Raw genomic sequence first — 20,276 nt, 5'->3', positions numbered from 1 at the left:
GCAGCGCCGCAACGGGTTCGAAGCCGAAGGAACAGCGGGTGCACGACGGCGGCACCGCGCCGGTGGAGACGATCGTGCACGTGCTGCGGCACGGCGAGGTGCACAACCCGAACGGCATCCTCTACGGCAGGCTGCCCGGCTTCAGCCTGTCGGTGACCGGCCGGTCGCAGGCCGGAGCGGTCGCGCGGGCACTGGCCGAACACGACATCGCCGTGGTCATCGCCTCGCCCCTGCAGCGGGCCCAGGAAACCGCGGAACCGATTGCGGCGCAACATCATCTGCTCGTGCGGACCGACGAGAACCTGATCGAGGCGGGCAACACCTTCGAGGGCCTGCGGGTCTCCGTCGGCGACGGCGCGCTGCGCAAGCCGAGGCACTGGTGGAAGCTGCGCGATCCGTTCACCCCGTCCTGGGGCGAGCCGTACCTGCAGATCGCGCACCGCATGCTGGCCGCGGTCAACAAGGCGCGAGTCGAGGCGGCCGGTCGCGAGGCGGTGCTGGTGTCGCATCAGCTGCCGGTCTGGACGTTGCGCCGGTTCCTGCAGGGCCAGCGGCTCTGGCACGACCCGCGGCAGCGGCAGTGCTCGCTCGCGTCGCTGACCTCGCTGGTCTACCAGGGCGACACGCTCGTCGACATCGTTTACTCCGAGCCCGCGGGTGGCTCGGACCCCTCGGTACACGGCGCATGACTTGTCGCACCGCATCCGTTGAACCGCCTGCCGTATCGGCCAGGCGGGTCGTTCCGGTCCTGCTCGCGTGCGTGGCGTTGATCGCCACGCTCGCCGGTTGTTCCAGCGGTACGGACGCGGTGGCCTCGGGCGGCACCTTCGAATTCGTCTCGCCCGGCGGCAAAACCGAGATCTACTACGACCCGCCCAGCTCGCGCGGCACCATCGGCAAACTGGCCGGTCCGGATCTGATGACGGCGGGCAAAACCACCTCGGTCGAGGATTACCCGGGCAAAGTCGTGGTACTCAATCTGTGGGGCCAGTGGTGCGGACCCTGCCGCGCGGAGTCGCCCGCGCTCGAAAAGGTTTATGCGGCAACGAAAGACAGTGGCGTCGCCTTTCTCGGCATCAACGTCCGTGACCCGCAGCAGGACAAGGCGCAGGACTTCGTCGTAGACAACAAGGTCGGTTATCCGTCCATCTACGACCCGTCCATGCGCACCTTGCTCGCCCTCGGTGGCAATTTCCCGACCAGTGTCATTCCCACCACCCTGATCTTGGATCGTCAGCACCGCGTCGCCGCGGTGTTCCTGCGCCCCCTGTTGGCCGACGATCTGCAACCGATTGTTCAAAAAATCGCCTCGGAGGAAGCACAGTGAATCGCGATCGTCGTACCCGTACCCAGCGTGCCTGTCGTCACCGGCAGGGCGCCCGCCGAATCGGCGGTGCCTGGGCCGTGGACGACCGATGGAAAGGCATCGCCACCGTCCCGCGCAGCGTAGCGGCGGACTCGCTGCTCGACTTCGGCGTGCTGTTCGACGCCACGGAAGAAGCCACCGAACAGCGCGTCGTGTTGCGCGGCGACACCGAACCGGCCGAGGAGACGCCGGAGGGGGAGGGCGTGTGAGTCCCCGCGTGAACGCGGTGGCCGAGTGATGGTGCTGGCCGCCGTAGGGGATTCGTTCCAGCAGACCGCCGCCACCGGACCGTTGCTGCTCGCGTTGGGTGCCTGCCTGCTGGCCGGGCTGGTGTCCTTCGCGTCGCCGTGCGTGGTGCCGTTGGTGCCGGGTTATCTGTCCTATCTCGCCGGGCTCGTCGGTGCCGAGGCGCCGCCCGCCACCGTCGCGCAAGCGCAAGGGGCACAACCGAGTTCGGTTGCCGTTCAGTCGGCCAAGCAGGCCGCACGCGCCGGGCGGATGCGGGTGGCCGGTGCGGCGGGACTGTTCGTCGCCGGGTTCACCGTCGTGTTCGTGCTCGCCACCGCAACGGTTTTCGGCGTCATCCAGACCCTGAACGTGAATCGTGAACTGCTGCAACGCATCGGCGGCGTGGTCACCATCCTGATGGGTCTGGTCTTCATCGGCCTGATCCCCGCGCTGCAACGCGACACCAGGATGGAACCGCGCAGGCTGACCAGCATCGCGGGCGCGCCGCTGCTCGGCGGCGTCTTCGCGCTCGGCTGGACGCCGTGCCTCGGGCCGACGCTGTCCGGCGTGATGGCGGTGGCCGCGGGCACCGACGGGACCACCGCGGTACGCGGGGTGGCGCTCATCGTCGCCTACTGCCTCGGCCTCGGCCTGCCGTTCGTCATCCTCGCCTTCGGGTCGGCCAGCGCGCTGCGCGGCGTCGGCTGGCTGCGCCGCAACTCGCGCACCATCCAGGTCATCGGCGGCATGCTGCTCGTCGCGGTCGGCATCGCGCTGGTCACCGGGGTGTGGGACCAGTTCGTCGGTTGGGTGCGCGACGCGTTCGTTTCCGAGGTGACGCTGCCGATATGAGTATGAACAGCATTGATTCGATGAGGGGTGGCGGTCGGGCGACGGGTGGGCCAGAAAAACCGGTGACGGAATCGGCGCCAGTGCCCCGGCAATCCCCGTTCGGCCGCGCGCTGGCCTTCGTGCGCAACACCTGGCGTGGGCTGACCAGCATGCGCACCGCACTGGTGCTGCTGTTCTTGCTCGCGTTGGGCGCGATTCCCGGCGCACTGCTGCCGCAGCGAAGCCTCAACGCGCGGAAGGTCGATCAGTACATCGCGAACCGGCCGACGCTCGGTCCGTGGATGGATCGGTTCGAGCTGTTCGACGTGTTCGGAAGCTTCTGGTTCACGGCCATCTATGTGCTGCTGTTCATTTCGCTGGTCGGCTGCATCCTGCCGCGTTGCCTCGACCACTACCGCGCCCTGCGCACCCCGCCCGTGCGCGCGCCGCGCAACCTCAGCCGGCTGCCGCACCACTACTCCGGCAGCGCCGAGCAGGCGCCCGACGACGTGCTCGCGCAGGTCCGTAAAGAGTTGCGCGGCTGGCGAACCGAGGTCAGGCCGGGTACCCGCGACGGTGAACTCACCCTCGCCGCGGAGAAGGGCTATACCCGCGAACTCGGCAACCTCGTCTTCCACCTCGCCCTGGTCTGCCTGCTGGTCGCCATCGCGGTCGGCAAGCTGTTCGGCTACGAGGGCAACGTCATCGTCATCGCGAACAACGGCCCCGGCTTCTGCACCACCTCGCCCGCCGTCTTCGACTCGTTCAAGGCGGGCAACGTCAACGACGGCACCGGGATGGCGCCGATCTGTGTGCGGGTCAAGGACTTCAAGGCCGACTACCTGGAGAACGGGCAGGCCGAGATGTTCACCTCGAACATCGAATACCAGTCCGGCGCCGATCTGCAGAACAACACCTGGCGCTCGACCCGGATCCAGGTGAACCATCCGCTGCGGGTCGCGGGCGACCGAATCTATCTGCAGGGCCACGGTTTCGCGCCGACCTTCACCGTCACCTTCCCGAACGGGCAGACCCGCACCGAGACGCTGCAGTGGCGGCCCGACGACGCGCGGACCTTCCTGTCCAGCGGTGTGCTGCGGATCGACCCGCCCGGCGGCATGTACGCCACCGACGAGGAGCGGCGCAAGAATCAGATCGCCATCGAGGGGTTGTTCGCGCCGACCGCGCTGTTCCACGGCAGCCTGATGAGCTCGTCGTACCCCAAGATGAACGATCCGGCCGTCGCCGTCGACATCTATCGCGGCGACACCGGGCTCGACACCGGAAAGCCGCAGTCGCTGTTCGCGCTGGATCCCGAGCTGGTCAAGCAGGGGCGACTGAGCAAGGAGGCCAGGGTCAACCTGCGCCCCGGCGAGTCGACCAGCCTGCCCAATGGCACCAAGGTGACCTTCGACGGCGCACAGGAATTCGCGAACCTGCAGGTGTCGCACGATCCGGCGCAGCAGTGGGTGCTGGTGAGCGCGGTGACCATGATGCTCGGCCTGCTGGTGTCGCTGCTGGTGAAGCGGCGCCGGATCTGGGTCCGGGTCTACCCCGCCGAGGACCCAGCCGGTACGTTGAACCAACGACGCACCGTAGTAGAAATGGGCGGGCTGGCTCGGACCGATCAGGCGGGCTGGGGCAGTGAGTTCGATCGACTACGCGCGCGCCTGCTGGACGCGCCGGCCGACGCGAAGACCACGGGAGAGTAGAGATGCCGATCAACGAGACCATCGCGCGCTACAGCGATTTCTCGTTCAAGACTGCGATCGTGGTCTACGCGCTGGTGCTCGTGCTGCTGATCTGGCAGTACGCCACCGCGCGTAGCCGTCAGGTCGCGGAGCGCGAACTCGTCTCTGTCGGTGGACCGGCCAGCGATCCTGCGGTGCCTGGCCGCGTCGTCGGGCCGCCGGAGAAGTCGCTGTCCGAACGCCTCGGCAATATGGCGTTCTCGGTGCTGGTCGTCGCCATCGTGCTGCACATCGGCTCGATCGTGTTGCGCGGCTTCGCGACGCATCGTTTCCCGCTCGGCAACATGTACGAGTTCGTCACCATGGCCACCGCCGCGGCGGTCCTGATGGGCGCGCTGTTCCTGCGTGAACAGCGGTACCGCTCGATGTGGGTCTTCCTGCTCGTGCCGGTGCTGATCCTGCTGTTTCTCGCGGGCACCATCCTCTACGCCGATGCCGCCCCCGTGGTGCCCGCGCTGAAGTCCTTCTGGCTGCCCATCCATGTCACCATCGTCAGCATCGGCAGCGGCGTCTTCCTGTTCGCCGGCGTCTCCAGCATGTTGTTCCTCTACCGCCTCCGCCAGCCCGAAGGCCAGGAGTCGACCAACATCCTCGGCACCATCGCCCGCCGCCTGCCCGACGCCCGCACCCTCGACCGCCTCGCCTACAAAGCCACCATCATCGGCTTCCCCCTCTTCGGCGCGGGCGTCATCCTCGGCGCCATCTGGGCCGAGGCCGCCTGGGGCCGCTTCTGGGGCTGGGACCCCAAAGAAACCTGCTCCTTCATCGCCTGGGTCCTTTACGCCGCCTACCTACACGCCCGCGCCACCTCCGGGTGGCGCGACACCAAGGCCGCCTGGATCAACATCGCCGGTTTCATAGCAATGCTCTTCAACCTCTTCATCATCAACATGGTCATCAGCGGCCTGCACTCCTACGCCGGACTGAACTAAACGGCTTCTACCTGCACGTCTTGGCCATCTTCGTCCTAGGCTGAGTCCGGCTCATCAGCCTCGGTACGCAGCGAGCACGCAGTGGAACCTGGCCAATCCCCGGATCGCAGCACCGACCGCGACGCCGCCAGTAGCCCCGTCGCAAACTCAATCCGAGATACCCGACGTGTAGACCGGCTGAGCTATGCGAGGCACTGCGCGCGATGTGATCGGCAGTGGACGCGCGCTGCGCCTGGGCGCGAAGATGGCCGGAAGTTGGCCCCAAGTTTGGGGTAAAGTTGCGTTGTCACGCGAGTGATGCTGGCGGTGGGACGCCGATGGCTGTCGACGCCCCACCTGATGGGTCTCCTAGCCCCTAAACCAGCGGACCAGCACGAGCGCTCCGGCGATCACGGCAGCACCTACCAAGACGGTGTCGTAATCGACCGGAGCCTCTTGCTTTTTCCGGCGATGTTTCGCCAAACCCAACACTTCCCTCCTGGGCGCGATGTCTGGACCATGTCCACCGCCCCTCGGAGTGAGGTGTCACCACACTACGTCAGCCATCCGGTCGAAACCGTTGGACCGCAGCAAGTTCCGCAACTTGGTGGCACTCCATATGGAGTGCCCCTACTTAGGTTGGCTCACTACTGAACGCTACCGAACGCGGTTGCTGCCGAATTCCGCCATTGAGGATCAAGAGCGGCGGCCCTACGGGCGGCCGCCGCCGCGCTCACGACGCGCAACGGGCCTACGCTCCGTCCCCCGCCGCCCCGGCGGGGGACGGAGCGTAGGCGACGACCCGCAAGGCCGAATCCACTGATCCATTCATGCTGCATACCGGCGTGACCGCACCTGGAAAGCCCGGCGGGGGAGCGCCTGTCACATCTGCAGATTCGACGTGGTTGCGCTGGGTGCCCGCGTCCTCATGGCCCCAGGATCTGACTTCAGTCCGGGAGAGTAAGGGCGCTTCGCGTCGCTACGCGATGCCTACAACACCCTTGACTATCCCTCCCTCAGCACAGGATGGCCAGTATGAGGGAAGCGGGGAGTCGGTGTCGAACAGGCTCTATCCACAAAGGCCGACGAAACCCTGCCAATTCGCGCAGGTGTACGGCCGCCCGAAGAGTCGATAGGGGCGCACCCCAACTCAAAACGCGACCATTCGCCCTGCCTCTACTCAGATTGAGCTTCCGAAGGCGCTTGGCTTGTGACGGGGGCAGGGTGCGCAATATGTCCTGGCCGCCACACTGCAGGATCGAGTGCAGACATGTCGGTTGGAACCGGAGTCGCCAGCGGCGCAGAGTAGGCCTGTACGGGGACACTCAAGTTTGGTTCAGGAACACTAACCGGCACGTCGAACACGGACGAGTCCAGGGTCAACAGTCCCTCGTCGAAGAGCGCCTGGACTAAGACCAGTGTCTGTTCAGTGACCGCGCCGATTCGGGCGAGTACTCCCGCCGCTGCACGATAGCGGTCCGCGAGGCTCAGCCCCATCACATGTTGTTCCGTGTCATCCGCGTGGACGAGATCCCCGTACATCCATGCGTACATCAGCTGTCGATCAGTCACTGTCCCCTGTGCGGTGATGACCATGTACGCCTGTGCGTCAGCTGTGACCGAGCGGTCCACGGCCTGAACCCAACGATCACGCCACCGGGAGATCGGCTCCACCAACTCTTCAAGCTTCTCCGCGGGAACGAGCGCCTCGATTGCCTTCAAGACCTTGTCGTAGTGGACACGTTCAGAGCCGAGGATCAGCGGCCGAATCCGAGCCGCCAACGACTCCATGAGCTCTTCGGGCGGGAACTCCTGCGAGAGAGTGGTGGAGGCGTCGCCGGTCGACTGATTGACCACAACCCCCACCTTCATTTCGCCCATGTAGAGCTTCTGCATCAATGGGCGGTGACTCGTCATCAACGAGTGCGCGGTGACGCGACGGGCCCGCAGCACGAATGCTTCGAGAACCTCGGTTGGATTGCTCCTAGCCATGCCTGACGCAGTCCCTTCGTCTAATCCGACCTCGGATACGCAAGGGCCCTGCCGAAGCGTTGCCAACCCACAACGGACACGACGAAATTGCGGAGGTGCGAGTCCCGCATCCTCGGTACGCAGTGTCCCCAATCCGTGCCCAATTCAGCCAACGGTACAACCCGGAAACCCCAGTTCAGAGCCAACGAGCCAATTCCAGCCCACAAGCACAAACGTGAGGAACAGTCTTCACCATCAGCATGGTGATCTGAGGCTCCCCCCAAGCAGTGGACACCGATTTAGCGGGATCGCGGTCCTGCTGGAAGGATGTCCAGTATGTCATCGTCTCGGAAGCGCCGGTCGTTCACGGCCGAGTACCGGGTCGAGGCCGCGCATCGGGTGATCGATTCCGGTCGCACGATCGCCGCGGTGGCTGGCGAGTTGGGTTTGCATGAAAGCCTTCTCGCTAAATGGGTCCAAGACGAACGCCGCCGGATAGCGGCGGCCGAGGTACACGGCGAGCAGCCGTTGAGCCCGGCCGAGCGGGCAGAGTTGCTCCGGTTACGCAAGCAGGTCAGCGAGCTGGAGAAAGACGTCAGTTTCCTAAAAAAAGCGAGCGCGTACTTCGCGGCGATGCAGCAGAACCGGCCCGGTTCGAGCTGATGGCAGCGCAGTGCGCCGCCACCGAAATCAACGGCAGCACAGCCGATATCACGCGCATGGCGCGGTTGTTGAGTGTATCGACCTCAGGGTTCTACGCGTACCTGAAGCGGAAGACGGCCCCTGTGTTGACCGATCGGCAGCAGCGGCGCGCCGACTTGACGGTGAAGATCCTTGCCGTCCATAAAGACTCCGATGGGACCTACGGGGCTCCGCGGATCACCGCCGAGCTGCGCGATCGCGGTGATCGGGTGTCGGAGAAGACGGTCGCGGCGATCATGGCCGAGATCGGGCTGGCCGGGATCAGCCCGCGCACCTTCAAGGTGCGGACCACGATCGTGGACCCGACCGCGTCGTTCCCGGACGACCTGGTGCAACGTCTTTTCGACCAGGGCCGTGTAGACGCAGTCTGGGTTTCCGACATCACCTATCTGACTTGCGGTGAAGGCGATATGTACCTGTGCGCGATCAAGGACGAGCATTCCAAGAAGGTGCTCGGCTGGACCGTGGCCGATCACATGCGGACCGAGATGGTCACCGACGCCGTGGACCGGGCGGTAGCGGCGCGTGGCGGGTCGTGTGCGGGCACGGTTCTGCATTCGGACCGAGGTAGCCAGTACACCGCCAACGACATGGCTGCCGCCTGCGATCGGCACGGTCTGCGCCGATCCATGGGATCGACCGGAATATGCTGGGACAATGCCGGCGCGGAAAGCCTGTGGTCGACATTCAAACACGAATACTACTATCGACACACCTTCGCCACCAAAGCGGAACTCGTTGCAGCAGTTGACAAATGGATGAATTTCTACAACAGTAGAAGACGCCACTCCACGATCGGGATGCTCAGCCCCGACAATTATGAGCGGTCACTCCTCGCGGCCACTTCGGCCGCATAACCCCCCGTCCACCATTTGGGGGGAACCTCAATCAGCGGCCTGCACAGCTATGCCGGGCTGAACTAGATGATTGATTCCAAGGGGTGTGGTGCATGACGAGTCCACACACCTCCTGATGGATGATCACCCAGCCGCAGTGCTTGTTCCTCCGTGCTGAAGTGAAAGATTCTGCCCGACAGCAGCATTCGATGTGACGAAGTAGGCGAGGGCGCCGAAGATCAAGGTTGTGAGCAATGAAATCGACACCCTCGCCACTGCACTTTATGTCACGATCGACGACTTGGTGAAGACCCGCCCCGATCTGGCGCCTGCCCGCCCTCGGATCGGGTTCACCCCGCAGTTGACCGACGCCGAACTGGTGGCCCTGGCCGTGATGCAGGCCCTGCTGGGCTACCCCAACGAGCGCCGCTGGATGCGCTACGCCCGCAAACATCTACGGCATCTCTTCCGGTATCTGCCCCAGCAACCCGGCTACAACAAACGACTCCGCAAAGCCGCCGCCCTGATCACCGCCGCCATCCGGCACCTGGCCACCGACACAAGCCTGTGGACCGACGATGTATGGGTCGCCGATTCCACCCCGGTGGAATGCGGGCGCTCCCGCGAAACGGTGAAGCGCTCCGAACTGGCCGGATACGCCGAATACGGTTACTGCGCTTCGCATTCGCGCTTCTTCTGGGGCATGCGGCTGCACTTGATCGCCACCCTGGGTGGGCTGCCGATCGGTTTCGCTCTGACCGGCGCGAAAGCCGACGAACGCGAAACCCTGATGGGTATCCTGGCCGGTGACCCCGCCCTGGCCGCCCAACGACCGGGACAGACCCTGATCTGCGACAAGAACTATTTCGGTGCCGGGTTCGAGGCCGAGTTGGCCGCCACCGGGATCCAGCTGTTGCGGCCGGCTCGCAAGGGCGAAGCCGAACGACCTGGCGCCGCCCTGTTCAAACCATTACGGCAGGTCGTCGAGTCGATCAACCAGACGTTCAAAGCCCAACTCGATCTCGAACGCCACGGTGGACGCACCCTCAGCGGAGTCATAGTGCGTGTCCTGCAACGAATCCTGGCGATTACCGCCGCGATCTGGCACAACGACACCACCGGCGCACCGGTACACCGATCACTGACCGCCTACGACCACTGATCCCCTTGGAATCAATCATCTAGTCGATCAGGAGACGAGCCTGACCTTTTCGGCTGGGTGGTTCTTGTCCACGCATTCGATGTATGGGTTGACCTGGCCTTGGCGCTGCTGGCAGGTCCACGTCGAACCGTCGCCGACGACGAACGTCACCGTGGTGCCGGGAGCAGCGGGTTTCTTTTCGTAGTTGATGGTCACCTCGATGGCGGTGGTACATGCGCCGGTGCCCTTGGTGGTGAAGGCGAAGATCTCGAGACCGCGGCTGCCGCAGTCGACGGGAGCGTCGGCGGCGGGGCCCGGGGAGGACTGCGGTTGTGTGGTGATCGGCTGCGCAGCCGAGGAGGGTTGTGGCTGCGTGGTGCTCGGCTGCGCGGCCGGGGTTGTCGTCGAGGCGGTGTCGCTCGACTTGTCGCCACAGGCGCCCACGCTCAACGCGAGGGCGATGGTGGCAACGGCCACGGGGATCGAACGGGCGATTCGCACGGGGTGCTCCTGGCTGGGATGTCTTGGTATCGAGGCGGATTGCCCACGACGCATGGCCCCGGGACGAATCCGAGGTGGGCCGATGTTTGCGCACCGCCGCCCGTCCCGGCGAGACCTCAATTGGAGTGGCACGAATTGGACTGGCGCGGCAGGGATTACCGGCGGGCGAGGCAGATCGTCACGCCGGTGGTGACGCCCGGATCGAAGGTGATCCAGGCGGCGGATGTCGCCGGGCAGTTGCCGTCATTGGACTCGTGCCGGTCGATCACCTCGTGGGTGGCCGCGGGGTCGGCGCAGTCGACGCGTCGTGACCGGGTGGCGGGTCCGGCGCCGCCGGAGACGACGCAGCCGCCGACCTTCGAGTAGATGACTGCGTTCTCGTCGACCGGGCCCAGGCAGATCGCCAGTACGAGATCCGTCTTCTCGTTGTGCGTCATCGAGAAGGCGCTCGCGCCCAGCACATCTGCGCATTGTGGCTGTACCGGCCGTTGATACAGCGCGCGGATCGTCAGCACCCGCAGGTGGGCATCAGGGGAATCGCAGCGCACCAGCTTGCGTAGATCCTTGTTGGTGCAGTCGCCGACCTGCGCCGAGTCGACGTTCTGCGGATCGTTGATGAGCGCGCACAGCACGATGGCTCGCCCGCCGAGCGATACCTGCGCGTAGGCCTGCCTGGCCAGCGGTTGAGCACGGCACGCCTGGTCGGTGACCGGAAGCTGGCGATGCAACTCGGTGCTGAGCACCCGGGTTCCCTTGCTGACCGCACAGGGCATTCGCTTCACGGAGTCGCCCGCGCCGGTGACTTCGATGCAGTCACCGGCCTGCAGCGCACCCGGATCGGTGGTGTTGAACCGGGTCGGCGCCAGGCACAGCACGACCTCAGGGTGCGCGCTGGGGACATCGCCGACGCCCTTGGTGACGTCCGAGTACTTCATGCATGCCGACTCCAGCGGCCACACCACCGCCTCGCGAGCCACGATGCGGTACAACGCTTTTCCGTCGGCGCAGCCATATTCGGTCGGCCCCGTGACCTCGAGCGAGACACAGTCGCCGACGGCCAGCGCGATCGGTTCCGGGCGAAGCAGAAAGTAGCCGCCCGTCAGCAGAGACCCGACCAGCACGAGCACCGACGCCAACGCGAGCCACACCCACTTCCGCCGCCCGCCCGACGGTGCCGTGGCTTCGGGCAGCGAATCCGGTTGTGCGACAGGCATTTCCTGTGATGCCCATTGGTTGTCCGGCCATTGTTGATCAGTCCACGGCGCACCGGTGGCTTCCGCAGCCACCGAAACCCCATCCGGCGCTTGCGCACCCACCGGAGCTCCATCCGCCCCTTGCCCATCGCCGCCACCCACCGCCGGATCGACATGGTTGTACCACTGGTCTTGCACGATCTTCCCCCACCAGCTGAACACTCAGCCCTCGAGCACCCGCGCGCATTCGCGGAACCGGTGATCATAGCGCGTCCGTACCCCACCGCAACCGTTCGGAAGTCGCAGTCGCCCTACGGTGTTCGGGTTCGCACCGGTGCAACCCAGGACTGATCCGAGTGGCAGCAGCCCCGCACCCGAACCATGAACGAGGCGGGGCTGCTGGCTCGAATGGATGCCACCCAGGCAGTGGAATGCGGGAGCGGATTACACCTCCAACTCCTCCTCGATGCTCTTGATGCGGTGCCGGGCCATCGCAAGGTTCGCGCGGTTGCGGTCGAGGGCGAGATAGAGGAACAAGCCTTTGGCTTTGCGGCCGGTCATCGGGCGGATGAGGTGGTACTGGCCGGACAGGGTGATGAGGATGTCTTCGATGCCCTCGTTCAGGCCGAGCTGTTCTATGGTGCGCATTTTGGCGCGCACGACCTCGGTGTTGCCCGCCGCGGCGACCTGCAGGTCCAGCGCCTTGGAGCTGCCGAGCGTGCCTAGTGCCATGCCGCTGTTGTAGTCGACGACGGCGGCGCCGATCGCACCGTCGATCACCATCATGTCCTTCAGTGACAGATCCAGGTTGGACATGTCTGTTCCTTTCATTCGGTTTTCGTTGCCTGGTCTTTTCCGTTGTTCGCGGCCGCCATGTGGTCGGCGATCGTGCGCGCTACCGGGCGCGATTCCAGATGCAGCCGACCGACATTCACGTCGGGGCCGGCCAGCACGGTCAGTGAGGTCCAACCGGCCGCGTAGACGACCACGTGCCCTTCGGTGCCGTGCACCACGACCTCGTGGAACCCGCCGCCGTGTGCGGTCGTCGACAGCCGGTACGACAGCGATAGCTGTGCGGCGGCCAGCGCGGCCATGCCGGCGGGTTCGATATGCGGGGGTAGGTCGTGTGCGACAAGCAGCCCGTCGCTGGATGCCACCAGCGTGCCGGTCAGTCGGGGGACACGATCGCGTAGCGCCTTCAACTCCGCGAGCACCGCCGCGTTCGGTTCGGGGCCGGACATCGACACCTTGGTCAACCTTCCCATCAGTGCGCCGAGCAGTCTTTTCCGCGCGGTCACGCATCCTCCAAAGCCGCCCGCAGGCGAACGAGCAAGTCCGGATCGACCGGCTCCCAGCGGTCCTCGGCCGGAACGGACACGGCCGGTCGCACGCGGCGTCGCCGGGGTGGCCCGGCCGCGGTGCGCACGGGGGCGATCGGCGGGTCGGTGGGCGCCGCCGCGGTGGGTCGCTCGATCAGCCCCGCCGCGGTCAGCTCCCGCACCGTCACCAGGCAGCCGTAGGTGGTGCGGCCGAGGTAGTCCCCGATTCCGGTGATATTGCGTCGAGTGTCGGCGGCGGCAAGTACCTCGGTCTGGCCTCCGGTGAGGACGACGCGTCGCCTGCCGCGGCGGACCGGGACGACCGGCACGCGGTCGACCAGGATCGCGGGCCACGGTGTGGCGGCCGGATCGCCGCGCCGCACGCATTCCTGAACGAGCGCTTGCGGCGTGATACGGCAGACCGTGGCAAGCCAGTGCGGCCGCGCAGGCCGGAATTCAGGGATCGAGGGGGAGGTGAGCAGGAAGTACGCGGCGTCGAAAACCGAAAGCAGCGCAAGGGTTTCCAGCTGCGGCCGCTCCAGCACCTGCTCTGGATGTCCGCCCTCGGCCAGCCGCCAGTCCTCGGCTGTCGCAACGCCCGCCTCCATCACCAGCCGGGCCAGGCCGCTCGTTCGCAGGCATTCGGCGGAGGTGACAGCGCCTTCGGTGAGATGAAACGCGCCGTCGTCGACGAATAGCACGCCAGTACGTTTTTCTATTTCCAGTCGGCGCAGTTCTTCGACGAGTTCATCACCCATGATCGCCGCCGGCGAATTCGGCGAGAATTCCGTGCAGCCGGAATCGCGCCATCGCCAGGTTGCCGGTGTCGTCGTCGAATAGGACGTGCACGAAAAGCCGTCCGTCGAAGTCGCCGTTCACCAGATTCAGCAGGTGATATCCGTGCGTGCCGCAGACAATGATCTCGGTGAGATCCTCGCCGTCGTGGCCGGTCGTCAGCGCGGGACAGTCGAGCACGGCGCGCACGATGTCCGTGGTGGCCGCCGCGCCTTCGTGCTGGTCAACGACGTTGTGCAGCCCCGCCGCGGCAATCGCCAGACCGCTCGCGCCGTCCACCAGCGTCGCGCTGCGCGCGCCGGGAATGTCCATGATGCGTTCCAGACAGCCGTCAACACCGAGCACCGCGCCACCACTTGTCATATCAGGGGTTCAAGAATTCAAGAGGCTACACACTGTCGATGTGCGACGTGCGGTAAATGCCGCAAAACTCTGCTCTAAAAAACTCTCGACGATAAGGAAACCTTTCGGTATTCAATACCTTGCAGTATTCATTACCCGTTAGTATTGAATACCTCGCAGTATTGAATACCTTTTGGTTTCGACCGACAGCTGCCCCGGGTAACCGCGTGAAACCGCGCCGCAACCACGGTGAATCCGCTGCGCCGCACGCTATCTCTCGACAGCGACCACCCCGGTCGCCCGGCCCGAGGAGAAGCAACGCTGGTGCCGAGCCCGACTCGCCCGTTCGAGTCGGGCTCGACCCATGTCCGATCCGAATCTTGTTTGTTCCCATCTGGAATGTTCACTGCATCGAATACTGCGTGGACTGGCCGACCGGTCCGGTGGCCGCCGGGTGCATGGCGGGCCGCACCACTCTCGAATGCGAAGGGATCAAACATGATTCGGAAGACGATGACTGTCGCCGCAGTGGGACTGTTTGCCGCGACGACGATTTCGCTGACCGCGGGCACTGCCATGGCGCGCCCGTCCGCTACCTCGGACGGCGATTCCAGCCAGCAGCAACAGCAACAAGCAGGACAGCCGAAACCGAAGAAGAACAAGTCCGACGGGGGTGCCGACAGGTCCGCCAATGGCAAGTCCGCCAACGGCAAGGGGAAGGGGAAGGGGAAGGGGAAGCCCGGCGGTAGCACCGGCAACGGGGGATCGGCAGGACAGAGCGATGCGGTTGCTGCGCCATGCCCCGAGGGCCAAGTCTGTGACAACTGAGATCGCGGTCGCCGATCGGTAAATCGGCGTTTCAGGTGGCGCGCAACTGGTGTCAGGTCCGGCGACGGCCGCGCGCCAAGTGCTACTGGGCCGCAACAGGTTCGGGCTGATTCGCGAACGGATTGCCAGGTGGAAATGCCAAAGCTGAGGTCGGGCACCGGACTGCACTCGGGAGGGTGGGTCGGGGTGGTCCGTCGGCGCCCGATGATTCGGCGCCATCGGAGCAACGACCACCGAATCGGTCGATCTGGTTACGCCTGGCGGTGGTCGCGGGCGTTGCTGTCGTTGTGGTGGTGGCCGCGGTCGTGGTCGCCCTCCGGTCGCATAACGGCGATACGGACGGCGCCTCCGCCGCGGTCACCACCACGACCACCCGCTCGGCGTGATCACCGTCGACGAGACCGAACTCGACCTGGCGGTCCGGTCGACCGGCGGTGCGAATTGCGTCGACGACGGCAAATCGGTTGCGGTCCAGCTCCGGCCGGATGACTCGATCCTTTACCGCGCGGGCTCCATCGCCGGCACCTTGCACAAGGTGTAGTGGGCAGCGCGCCGGTGATTGTTAGCTCGACTTCACTGGAAATAGTTCGGCCGAAGACGCCGAATTCAGAAAAGTGGCCGGGGTCACTCCGGCTCTCGGGTAATAGCCAATGTGCCGAGAGTGGCGCAGATCACGGACCACCCGGCGTGCCGTTCCGCGAAACGCCGTGTCCTGTCTACAGGCGATGCGCTGATCCGGCGCACAGACGGTTGAGGAGACGGGCTCTTGGATTCCGATTACTTCACCTATCTCCCGGCCGCGGTGGTCAACGCGGACGGGAGTCTGGTCGAGCAGCTGAACAACAGTGCGTTGCGCAAGCTGGTGCAGACCTCTGCCGGGCTTTCCGTGGAGGCCCAGCATTACCTGGCGATGCTCGCGAACCGACTACGCGCGAGCGAGGGATTGCACGCGCGCAACTACGCCGATGGTGAGATGTGATGCGCGGGAGGGCATCCGGGCCGAGCGCTCAGCGCTCGGTCGAGTCGGAGTCTCCGTTGCGGTGCTGGCGGGATAGCCGCCAGAGAAACTCGGGGTCGTCGTCCGGTCCGACGACGCGCTTGCGTTGCGGTGAACGCGAGTGGGTAGCGGACGGTCCGGCAGCCTTCTCGGGGCCGAACGCTTTCCAGCACAACACCGCGACTGCCACGACCGCGATAAGTGCCAACAGGTACGTCACGTCGCTCACCTCCTGGTAACGAGGGTAGTCCCGTGCGTAGCTCCCGCACACCGCAGACGTGAAATCAGTCCCACGGGTGGGCGCGGGCCCCGGCACGATGGGCCCGCGCGGCCCGCAGTCAGCGTGCCGTCGCCTCGGTGGTGAGCGACTTGAGCAGCTGCATTACCTCTGATTCGCGGAACCGGCGATGTCCGCCCGGTGTGCGCAACGACCCGAGACGCCCGGCATGGGCCCAGCGGGTGACCGTCTTGGGATCGACGTGGAACATGGCAGCAACCTGCCCTGGTGTCAGCAGGGTGTCCTGGCCGCCGACGGTGATCGCACTCATAGCAAACCTCTCCGTTCTCGACAGTTCCCTCATCAGATGGCGTCATCGTTGCACTGAAACCCCTAGGTACTCGAACCACCTACTGTTGGTAAAGGGGAAGTAATAGACAAATCGGATATGCTCCCGACCTCGGCGCCAGGCGCGCGCCGCAGGCGGGCAACAGCTTCGCATAGGCTGAGCGACGTGAGTGACGCAACTCCACCAGATGGTGTTCCAGGACAGCAAACCCCTGGCGCGGGTCAGCGGCTTGCCCGCAACCTCGGTCTGTACACGGTGGCCAGGCTGGCCCTCGTCGTAGTGATCACGGTGCTGATCGTGCTGCTGGCGCGGTTGGTGAAAGTGGACATTCCGCTGGTGGTCGCCGCCCTGTTTGCCCTGATCATCGCCATGCCGTTGTCGCTGACGCTGTTCAAGCGACTGCGCGTTCGGGTCAACGAGGACATCGCGGTGGTGGACGAGCGCCGCCGCCACGACAAGGCCCAACTGCGGGCTCGGCTGCGCGGCGAGGAGCCTGAGGACAATCAGGGGGCATCGTGAAGTCCTGTGATCGCAGCACCCCCCGCGATTGGGTCGACAACGCCGTTCGGCTGATCGACGCGGACGCCCAGCGCAGCGCCGACACCCACCTGCTCCGGTATCCGCTGCCCGCCGCGTGGAACGTCCAGCTGTACCTGAAGGACGAGTCCACCCATATCACCGGCAGTCTCAAGCATCGGCTGGCCAGGTCCCTGTTCCTGTACGCGATTTGCAATGGCTGGGTTACCGAGGGCACCACGGTGGTCGAGGCGTCGTCGGGCTCGACCGCGGTCAGCGAGGCCTATTTCGCGAAGCTGCTCGGCCTGGATTTCGTCGCGGTGATGCCGGCCAGCACCTCGCCGCAGAAGATCGCGTTGATCGAAGCGCAAGGCGGCCGTTGCCATTTCGTGCAGCGCCCGCCCGACATGTACACCGAGGCGGCCCGCCTCGCCGCCGAATGTGGCGGCCACTACATGGACCAGTTCACCCATGCCGAGCGCGCCACCGACTGGCGCGGCAACAACAACATCGCCGAATCCATCTTCGAGCAAATGACTTTGGAGTCGCATCCGGTGCCGGAGTGGGTGGTGGTCGGCGCGGGCACCGGCGGCACCAGTGCCACCATCGGCCGCTACATCCGATACCGCAGGCACGCAACGAAATTGGCGGTGGTCGACCCGGAGAACTCCGCGTTCTACGGCGGCTACGAGACGGCCGACTCGGGCTACGAGACCGGAATGTCCTCGCGCATCGAGGGTATCGGCCGCCCGCGGGTGGAGCCCTCGTTCGTCGGCCAGGTGGTCGATCGGATGATCGGCGTGCCCGACGCGGGTTCCATTGCGGCGGCGCGGTATGCGAGCCGGGTGCTCGGCCGCCGGGTCGGCGGTTCCACGGGCACCAACCTGTGGGGCGTGTTCGCGATCATCGCGGAAATGCTCGCCGCCGGTCGCGGTGGCAGCGTGGTCACGCTGCTGTGCGACGGCGGAGATCGTTATGCCGGAACGTATTTCGATGACGCCTGGGTCGAATCGCAGGGCATGAGCCTGGTCGAACCGACCGCGATCTTGGACAAGTTCGCCGCCACCGGCGAATGGGCGGGCTGAACCGCTCGCAGGCGCACGGCTGTTAAGGCCACCTTCATTCGGGTTTCAGTACCCGAGCGTAGGTGGCCTTCGTTGTGCGCTGACTCGGCGCTTCGCTGACCGCGAACAACCCCTTCGTCAATTTCTGTTGACATCTGCCCGGCTCGTCAATCAAAATTGACGACATGACTGAAGCAACCACTCTCGCGGCCGCCGCGGGCAGCCCCGACCCCAAGGTCGGGCTGCGCGCGGTACTCGCACTGCGGCGGCTGCTCGAACGACTGGAAGCGATCCAGGTGGCCAACGCCCGTGAACAGGGCTGGTCCTGGCAGGCGATCGCGGAGGCACTCGAGGTCAGCAAGCAGGCAGCCCACCAGAAGCACAATCAGAGAGGCAGGAACCGCTGATGTTCGAACGGTTCACCAAGACGGCGCGAACGGCCATCGTGATGGCCCAGGAAGACGCGCGCGAACTGCGCTCGCCGAACATCGAGATCGAGCACGTGCTGCTCGGCCTGCTGTCGCAGGGTGAGGACGAACTGAAGGCGCTGTTGGCCGAGGCGGGTGTCACGCACGAGAGCGTGATGACCGTGCTGGCGGCGCAGCGCAAGGGCGAACCGCTGGGGAGCGAACCGCTGGGCGAAGAGGACGCCGAGGCGTTGCGCTCGATCGGGATCGACCTCGACGCCGTGCGTGAGTCGCTGCAGGCCAATTTCGGCGAGGATGCGCTCGATCGTCCGATACCCGAGGGGCGGCGCGGTCCGTTCGGTTGGGGCCGTGCTGTCACCTACGGCCACATCCCGTTCACGAAGGACTCGAAGAAGGTGCTCGAGCTGTCCCTGCGGGAGGCGCTGGCCCGCAAGGACAAGACCATCGAATCCGGGCACGTGCTGCTCGGCATCCTGCGCGCACCCAACCAGACCACGGTGCGCCTGTTCGGCGGCTCGGAGCCGATCCACGACCTGCGGCCCAAGGTGCACGCGCTGCTCGATCGCGCGGCCTGAGCTGGTGGACATGTGTCGTCACGCCGAATCGACGACGTTCGCGGATCCCGGCGCTGTCCCGCCGGGCGACCGCCGCGAATTGCGTTTTGAGACGACACATGTCCGCCCGGTCGCTTTAGCATGGGCGCATGCAGCTTCTGATTCGGTTGATCATCAACGGGGTGGCCATCTGGCTGGCCGCCGCCTGGGTCGACAAGATCGACATCATCAGTCCGGCGGACAACGGCAATGTCGGGAAGGTCCTCGTCGTGCTCGCCGTCGCGGCGGTCTTCACGGTGGTGAACGCGCTGGTCAAGCCGATCGTCAAGCTGCTCTCGCTGCCGCTGGTGATCGTCACGCTCGGCCTGTTCCTGCTGGTGATCAACGCGCTCATGCTGTGGCTGACCGCGAAGATCAGCGAGACCACCGACTACGGCCTGCGCGTCGACGGCTTCTGGGCCGCGGTGATCGGCGGCCTGATCGTCTCGATCGTCAACTGGATCCTCGGCATCCTGGTCCCGGACGGCGACGACTAGCGAGGATCAGTCCCTGCGCCGCCTCACCCGAAGCTGACGGCGACGGCGGTGAGCGCGGACCAGGCGAGCATCGCCAGGCCGGAGTCGCGCAGGGCCGGAATGAGTTCCAGCCCACCCTTGCCGGAGCGCACCGGGGCATTGGCGCGGACCGCGAGCGGAATGGCGAGCAGGCCGACCAGCGCGAACGGGGTGCGCGCCACCAGCAGCAGCGTGCCGATGAACGGGACGGCGAGCAGCGCGAGCTGCAGCGTCCTGGTCCGCGGGTCGCCGAGTTTGACTGCCAGGGTGACCTTTCCGGACTGCGAGTCGGTCGGGATGTCGCGCAGGTTGTTCGCGACGAGCACCGCGCTGGAGAACGCGCCGACCGAGACCGCGAGCACCACACCCGCCCAGTCGACCTTCTCCGCCTGCACGAACTCGGTGCCGAGCACACCGACCAGGCCGAAGAACACGAACACCGCGATCTCACCGAAGCCGCTGTAGCCGTACGGCTTACTGCCGCCGGTGTAGAACCACGCGCCGGCCAAGCAGGCCACGCCGACGAGCAGCAGCCACCAGGCCGTCGTCGCGGCGAGGATCAGGCCGATCACCGCGGCGATGCCGAGGCTCAGGATCGCCGCATTGCGCACCGCGGCGGCCGAGGCCAGCTTCTGCCCGACCAGCCGCACCGGGCCGACGCGCACGTCGTCGGTGCCGCGGATGCCGTCGGAGTAGTCGTTGGCGAAGTTGACGCCGATGATCAGGGCCAGCGAAACCAGCAGCGCGAGAACGGCTTTCCACCACACGGCACCGTCGAGCGAGGCGGCGGCGCCGGTGCCTGCCAGCACCGGGGCGATTGCGTTCGGCAGGGTGCGTGGACGCGCGCCCTCGATCCATTGCGCTGCTGTAGCCATCCCCGCA

27 protein-coding genes and 1 pseudogene are annotated in these 20,276 nt (G+C 65.7%); 18 read left to right on the top strand and 10 right to left on the bottom strand.

All coding sequences use genetic code 11. From position 1 onward, the window contains the following. The first annotated feature begins 38 nt into the window (after positions 1-38). Genes ACQPW1_RS45195 through ccsB form a run of 6 tightly spaced genes read left to right on the top strand, consistent with a single transcriptional unit; the run spans position 39 to position 5,108 of the window. Positions 39-689 (top strand): histidine phosphatase family protein, encoded by a 651-nt coding sequence (locus ACQPW1_RS45195; protein WP_433665524.1) that lies wholly within the window; start codon positions 39-41, stop codon positions 687-689. Further along, positions 686-1,327 carry a TlpA disulfide reductase family protein gene (locus ACQPW1_RS45190; RefSeq protein WP_433659811.1) on the top strand — a complete coding sequence of 214 codons (642 nt, stop codon included), beginning with the start codon at positions 686-688 and terminating at the stop codon, positions 1,325-1,327. The genes ACQPW1_RS45195 and ACQPW1_RS45190 overlap by 4 nt, the downstream gene beginning before the upstream one ends. After that, the gene (locus tag ACQPW1_RS45185) at positions 1,324-1,575 is read left to right on the top strand and encodes a hypothetical protein (RefSeq protein WP_433659809.1); all 252 of its coding nucleotides are present in this window, start codon (positions 1,324-1,326) and stop codon (positions 1,573-1,575) included. Before ACQPW1_RS45190 ends, ACQPW1_RS45185 begins: the two co-directional genes overlap by 4 nt. A 28-nt stretch (positions 1,576-1,603) precedes the next feature. After that, positions 1,604-2,446, top strand: coding sequence for a cytochrome c biogenesis CcdA family protein (locus ACQPW1_RS45180; protein ID WP_433665523.1), 843 nt, complete (start codon positions 1,604-1,606; stop codon positions 2,444-2,446). A 20-nt stretch (positions 2,447-2,466) separates the two neighbouring features. Beyond that, positions 2,467-4,137 carry a cytochrome c biogenesis protein ResB gene (resB, locus tag ACQPW1_RS45175; protein ID WP_433659807.1) on the top strand — a complete coding sequence of 557 codons (1,671 nt, stop codon included), beginning with the start codon at positions 2,467-2,469 and terminating at the stop codon, positions 4,135-4,137. Between the two features lie 2 nt (positions 4,138-4,139). After that, positions 4,140-5,108 (top strand): c-type cytochrome biogenesis protein CcsB, encoded by a 969-nt coding sequence (gene ccsB, locus ACQPW1_RS45170; protein WP_433659805.1) that lies wholly within the window; start codon positions 4,140-4,142, stop codon positions 5,106-5,108. 1,155 nt (positions 5,109-6,263) lie between these two features. Here the strand turns inward: ccsB and ACQPW1_RS45165 are convergent. Beyond that, positions 6,264-6,983 (bottom strand): hypothetical protein, encoded by a 720-nt coding sequence (locus tag ACQPW1_RS45165; protein ID WP_433659803.1) that lies wholly within the window; start codon positions 6,981-6,983, stop codon positions 6,264-6,266. Between the two features lie 402 nt (positions 6,984-7,385). On the opposite strand from ACQPW1_RS45165, the pseudogene ACQPW1_RS45160 reads away from it, so the two are divergent. From ACQPW1_RS45160 to ACQPW1_RS45150, 3 genes and pseudogenes are all read left to right on the top strand, one after another. Then, positions 7,386-7,637, top strand: a pseudogene (locus ACQPW1_RS45160) (transposase); the annotation flags it as partial. Continuing rightward, entirely contained in the window at positions 7,529-8,617 is a 1,089-nt protein-coding gene (locus tag ACQPW1_RS45155) for an IS3 family transposase (protein WP_433653973.1), read from the top strand. The pseudogene ACQPW1_RS45160 and the gene ACQPW1_RS45155, both read left to right, overlap by 109 nt. Before the next feature lie 226 nt (positions 8,618-8,843). After that, positions 8,844-9,758: an IS982 family transposase gene (locus ACQPW1_RS45150; RefSeq protein ID WP_433654482.1), complete on the top strand. Its 915-nt coding sequence runs from the start codon at positions 8,844-8,846 to the stop codon at positions 9,756-9,758. A 27-nt stretch (positions 9,759-9,785) separates the two neighbouring features. Here ACQPW1_RS45150 and ACQPW1_RS45145 read toward each other — a convergent pair whose 3' ends face one another. From ACQPW1_RS45145 to ACQPW1_RS45120, 6 genes are all read right to left on the bottom strand, one after another. Next, the gene (locus ACQPW1_RS45145) at positions 9,786-10,238 is read right to left on the bottom strand and encodes a hypothetical protein (protein WP_433659802.1); all 453 of its coding nucleotides are present in this window, start codon (positions 10,236-10,238) and stop codon (positions 9,786-9,788) included. 155 nt (positions 10,239-10,393) lie between these two features. Continuing rightward, positions 10,394-11,554, bottom strand: a complete 1,161-nt coding sequence (locus ACQPW1_RS45140) for an LppU/SCO3897 family protein (protein WP_433659800.1) — start codon at positions 11,552-11,554, stop codon at positions 10,394-10,396. Between the two features lie 321 nt (positions 11,555-11,875). After that, the gene (locus ACQPW1_RS45135; protein ID WP_433659798.1) at positions 11,876-12,247 is read right to left on the bottom strand and encodes a hypothetical protein; all 372 of its coding nucleotides are present in this window, start codon (positions 12,245-12,247) and stop codon (positions 11,876-11,878) included. Between the two features lie 11 nt (positions 12,248-12,258). Then, the gene (locus ACQPW1_RS45130) at positions 12,259-12,729 is read right to left on the bottom strand and encodes a roadblock/LC7 domain-containing protein (RefSeq protein WP_433659796.1); all 471 of its coding nucleotides are present in this window, start codon (positions 12,727-12,729) and stop codon (positions 12,259-12,261) included. Beyond that, positions 12,726-13,508 carry a hypothetical protein gene (locus ACQPW1_RS45125; protein ID WP_433659794.1) on the bottom strand — a complete coding sequence of 261 codons (783 nt, stop codon included), beginning with the start codon at positions 13,506-13,508 and terminating at the stop codon, positions 12,726-12,728. Before ACQPW1_RS45125 ends, ACQPW1_RS45130 begins: the two co-directional genes overlap by 4 nt. After that, the gene (locus ACQPW1_RS45120) at positions 13,501-13,908 is read right to left on the bottom strand and encodes a hypothetical protein (RefSeq protein WP_433659792.1); all 408 of its coding nucleotides are present in this window, start codon (positions 13,906-13,908) and stop codon (positions 13,501-13,503) included. Before ACQPW1_RS45120 ends, ACQPW1_RS45125 begins: the two co-directional genes overlap by 8 nt. A 477-nt stretch (positions 13,909-14,385) precedes the next feature. Between ACQPW1_RS45120 and ACQPW1_RS45115 the strand changes: the two genes are divergently transcribed. From ACQPW1_RS45115 to ACQPW1_RS45100, 4 genes are all read left to right on the top strand, one after another. Beyond that, positions 14,386-14,715 (top strand): hypothetical protein, encoded by a 330-nt coding sequence (locus ACQPW1_RS45115; RefSeq protein ID WP_433659790.1) that lies wholly within the window; start codon positions 14,386-14,388, stop codon positions 14,713-14,715. 176 nt (positions 14,716-14,891) lie between these two features. Further along, complete coding sequence (locus ACQPW1_RS45110) at positions 14,892-15,101, top strand: hypothetical protein (RefSeq protein ID WP_433659788.1); 210 nt, start codon at positions 14,892-14,894, stop codon at positions 15,099-15,101. Next, positions 15,098-15,256 carry a hypothetical protein gene (locus ACQPW1_RS45105; RefSeq protein WP_433659786.1) on the top strand — a complete coding sequence of 53 codons (159 nt, stop codon included), beginning with the start codon at positions 15,098-15,100 and terminating at the stop codon, positions 15,254-15,256. The genes ACQPW1_RS45110 and ACQPW1_RS45105 overlap by 4 nt, the downstream gene beginning before the upstream one ends. A 225-nt stretch (positions 15,257-15,481) precedes the next feature. Next, complete coding sequence (locus ACQPW1_RS45100; protein WP_433659784.1) at positions 15,482-15,694, top strand: hypothetical protein; 213 nt, start codon at positions 15,482-15,484, stop codon at positions 15,692-15,694. A 28-nt stretch (positions 15,695-15,722) separates the two neighbouring features. On the opposite strand, the gene ACQPW1_RS45095 is transcribed toward ACQPW1_RS45100, so the two are convergent. Together ACQPW1_RS45095 and ACQPW1_RS45090 are read right to left on the bottom strand one after the other, a co-directional pair. Beyond that, on the bottom strand, positions 15,723-15,932 hold the full coding sequence (locus tag ACQPW1_RS45095; RefSeq protein ID WP_433659782.1) for a hypothetical protein: 210 nt from the start codon (positions 15,930-15,932) through the stop codon (positions 15,723-15,725). 118 nt (positions 15,933-16,050) lie between these two features. Then, positions 16,051-16,260 (bottom strand): BldC family transcriptional regulator, encoded by a 210-nt coding sequence (locus ACQPW1_RS45090; RefSeq protein ID WP_040739417.1) that lies wholly within the window; start codon positions 16,258-16,260, stop codon positions 16,051-16,053. Between the two features lie 183 nt (positions 16,261-16,443). Between ACQPW1_RS45090 and ACQPW1_RS45085 the strand changes: the two genes are divergently transcribed. From ACQPW1_RS45085 to ACQPW1_RS45065, 5 genes are all read left to right on the top strand, one after another. Further along, positions 16,444-16,797, top strand: coding sequence for a DUF4229 domain-containing protein (locus ACQPW1_RS45085; protein ID WP_433659780.1), 354 nt, complete (start codon positions 16,444-16,446; stop codon positions 16,795-16,797). After that, positions 16,794-17,879, top strand: coding sequence for a PLP-dependent cysteine synthase family protein (locus tag ACQPW1_RS45080; protein ID WP_433659778.1), 1,086 nt, complete (start codon positions 16,794-16,796; stop codon positions 17,877-17,879). Before ACQPW1_RS45085 ends, ACQPW1_RS45080 begins: the two co-directional genes overlap by 4 nt. Positions 17,880-18,043: 164 nt before the next feature. Beyond that, the gene (locus ACQPW1_RS45075) at positions 18,044-18,265 is read left to right on the top strand and encodes a helix-turn-helix domain-containing protein (RefSeq protein WP_357385499.1); all 222 of its coding nucleotides are present in this window, start codon (positions 18,044-18,046) and stop codon (positions 18,263-18,265) included. Continuing rightward, on the top strand, positions 18,265-18,861 hold the full coding sequence (locus tag ACQPW1_RS45070; protein WP_433659776.1) for a Clp protease N-terminal domain-containing protein: 597 nt from the start codon (positions 18,265-18,267) through the stop codon (positions 18,859-18,861). Before ACQPW1_RS45075 ends, ACQPW1_RS45070 begins: the two co-directional genes overlap by 1 nt. Before the next feature lie 128 nt (positions 18,862-18,989). Further along, positions 18,990-19,376 (top strand): phage holin family protein, encoded by a 387-nt coding sequence (locus ACQPW1_RS45065; RefSeq protein WP_433659774.1) that lies wholly within the window; start codon positions 18,990-18,992, stop codon positions 19,374-19,376. Positions 19,377-19,399: 23 nt separating this feature from the next. On the opposite strand, the gene ACQPW1_RS45060 is transcribed toward ACQPW1_RS45065, so the two are convergent. After that, the gene (locus tag ACQPW1_RS45060) at positions 19,400-20,269 is read right to left on the bottom strand and encodes a 1,4-dihydroxy-2-naphthoate polyprenyltransferase (protein ID WP_433659772.1); all 870 of its coding nucleotides are present in this window, start codon (positions 20,267-20,269) and stop codon (positions 19,400-19,402) included. Positions 20,270-20,276: the final 7 nt, after the last annotated feature.

This window comes from Nocardia sp. CA-128927, assembly GCF_050955855.1.
In the GTDB taxonomy this organism is placed as follows: domain Bacteria; phylum Actinomycetota; class Actinomycetes; order Mycobacteriales; family Mycobacteriaceae; genus Nocardia.
Note: the sequence above shows the minus strand (reverse complement) of the source record. Positions and strands in the feature narration are given on the sequence as shown.

Bases quoted from the DNA above. Each gene is read 5' to 3' on its own strand.
- ACQPW1_RS45190 (WP_433659811.1), top strand. From the start codon at position 686: ATGACTTGTCGCACCGCATCCGTTGAACCGCCTGCCGTATCGGCCAGG.
- ACQPW1_RS45180 (WP_433665523.1), top strand. From the start codon at position 1,604: ATGGTGCTGGCCGCCGTAGGGGATTCGTTCCAGCAGACCGCCGCCACC.
- resB (WP_433659807.1), top strand. From the start codon at position 2,467: ATGAGGGGTGGCGGTCGGGCGACGGGTGGGCCAGAAAAACCGGTGACG.
- ccsB (WP_433659805.1), top strand. From the start codon at position 4,140: ATGCCGATCAACGAGACCATCGCGCGCTACAGCGATTTCTCGTTCAAG.
- ACQPW1_RS45165 (WP_433659803.1), bottom strand. From the start codon at position 6,983: ATGCAGAAGCTCTACATGGGCGAAATGAAGGTGGGGGTTGTGGTCAAT.
- ACQPW1_RS45155 (WP_433653973.1), top strand. From the start codon at position 7,529: ATGGGTCCAAGACGAACGCCGCCGGATAGCGGCGGCCGAGGTACACGG.
- ACQPW1_RS45135 (WP_433659798.1), bottom strand. From the start codon at position 12,247: ATGTCCAACCTGGATCTGTCACTGAAGGACATGATGGTGATCGACGGT.
- ACQPW1_RS45125 (WP_433659794.1), bottom strand. From the start codon at position 13,508: ATGGGTGATGAACTCGTCGAAGAACTGCGCCGACTGGAAATAGAAAAA.
- ACQPW1_RS45120 (WP_433659792.1), bottom strand. From the start codon at position 13,908: ATGACAAGTGGTGGCGCGGTGCTCGGTGTTGACGGCTGTCTGGAACGC.
- ACQPW1_RS45115 (WP_433659790.1), top strand. From the start codon at position 14,386: ATGATTCGGAAGACGATGACTGTCGCCGCAGTGGGACTGTTTGCCGCG.
- ACQPW1_RS45090 (WP_040739417.1), bottom strand. From the start codon at position 16,260: ATGAGTGCGATCACCGTCGGCGGCCAGGACACCCTGCTGACACCAGGG.
- ACQPW1_RS45075 (WP_357385499.1), top strand. From the start codon at position 18,044: ATGACTGAAGCAACCACTCTCGCGGCCGCCGCGGGCAGCCCCGACCCC.
- ACQPW1_RS45070 (WP_433659776.1), top strand. From the start codon at position 18,265: ATGTTCGAACGGTTCACCAAGACGGCGCGAACGGCCATCGTGATGGCC.
- ACQPW1_RS45065 (WP_433659774.1), top strand. From the start codon at position 18,990: ATGCAGCTTCTGATTCGGTTGATCATCAACGGGGTGGCCATCTGGCTG.
- ACQPW1_RS45060 (WP_433659772.1), bottom strand. From the start codon at position 20,269: ATGGCTACAGCAGCGCAATGGATCGAGGGCGCGCGTCCACGCACCCTG.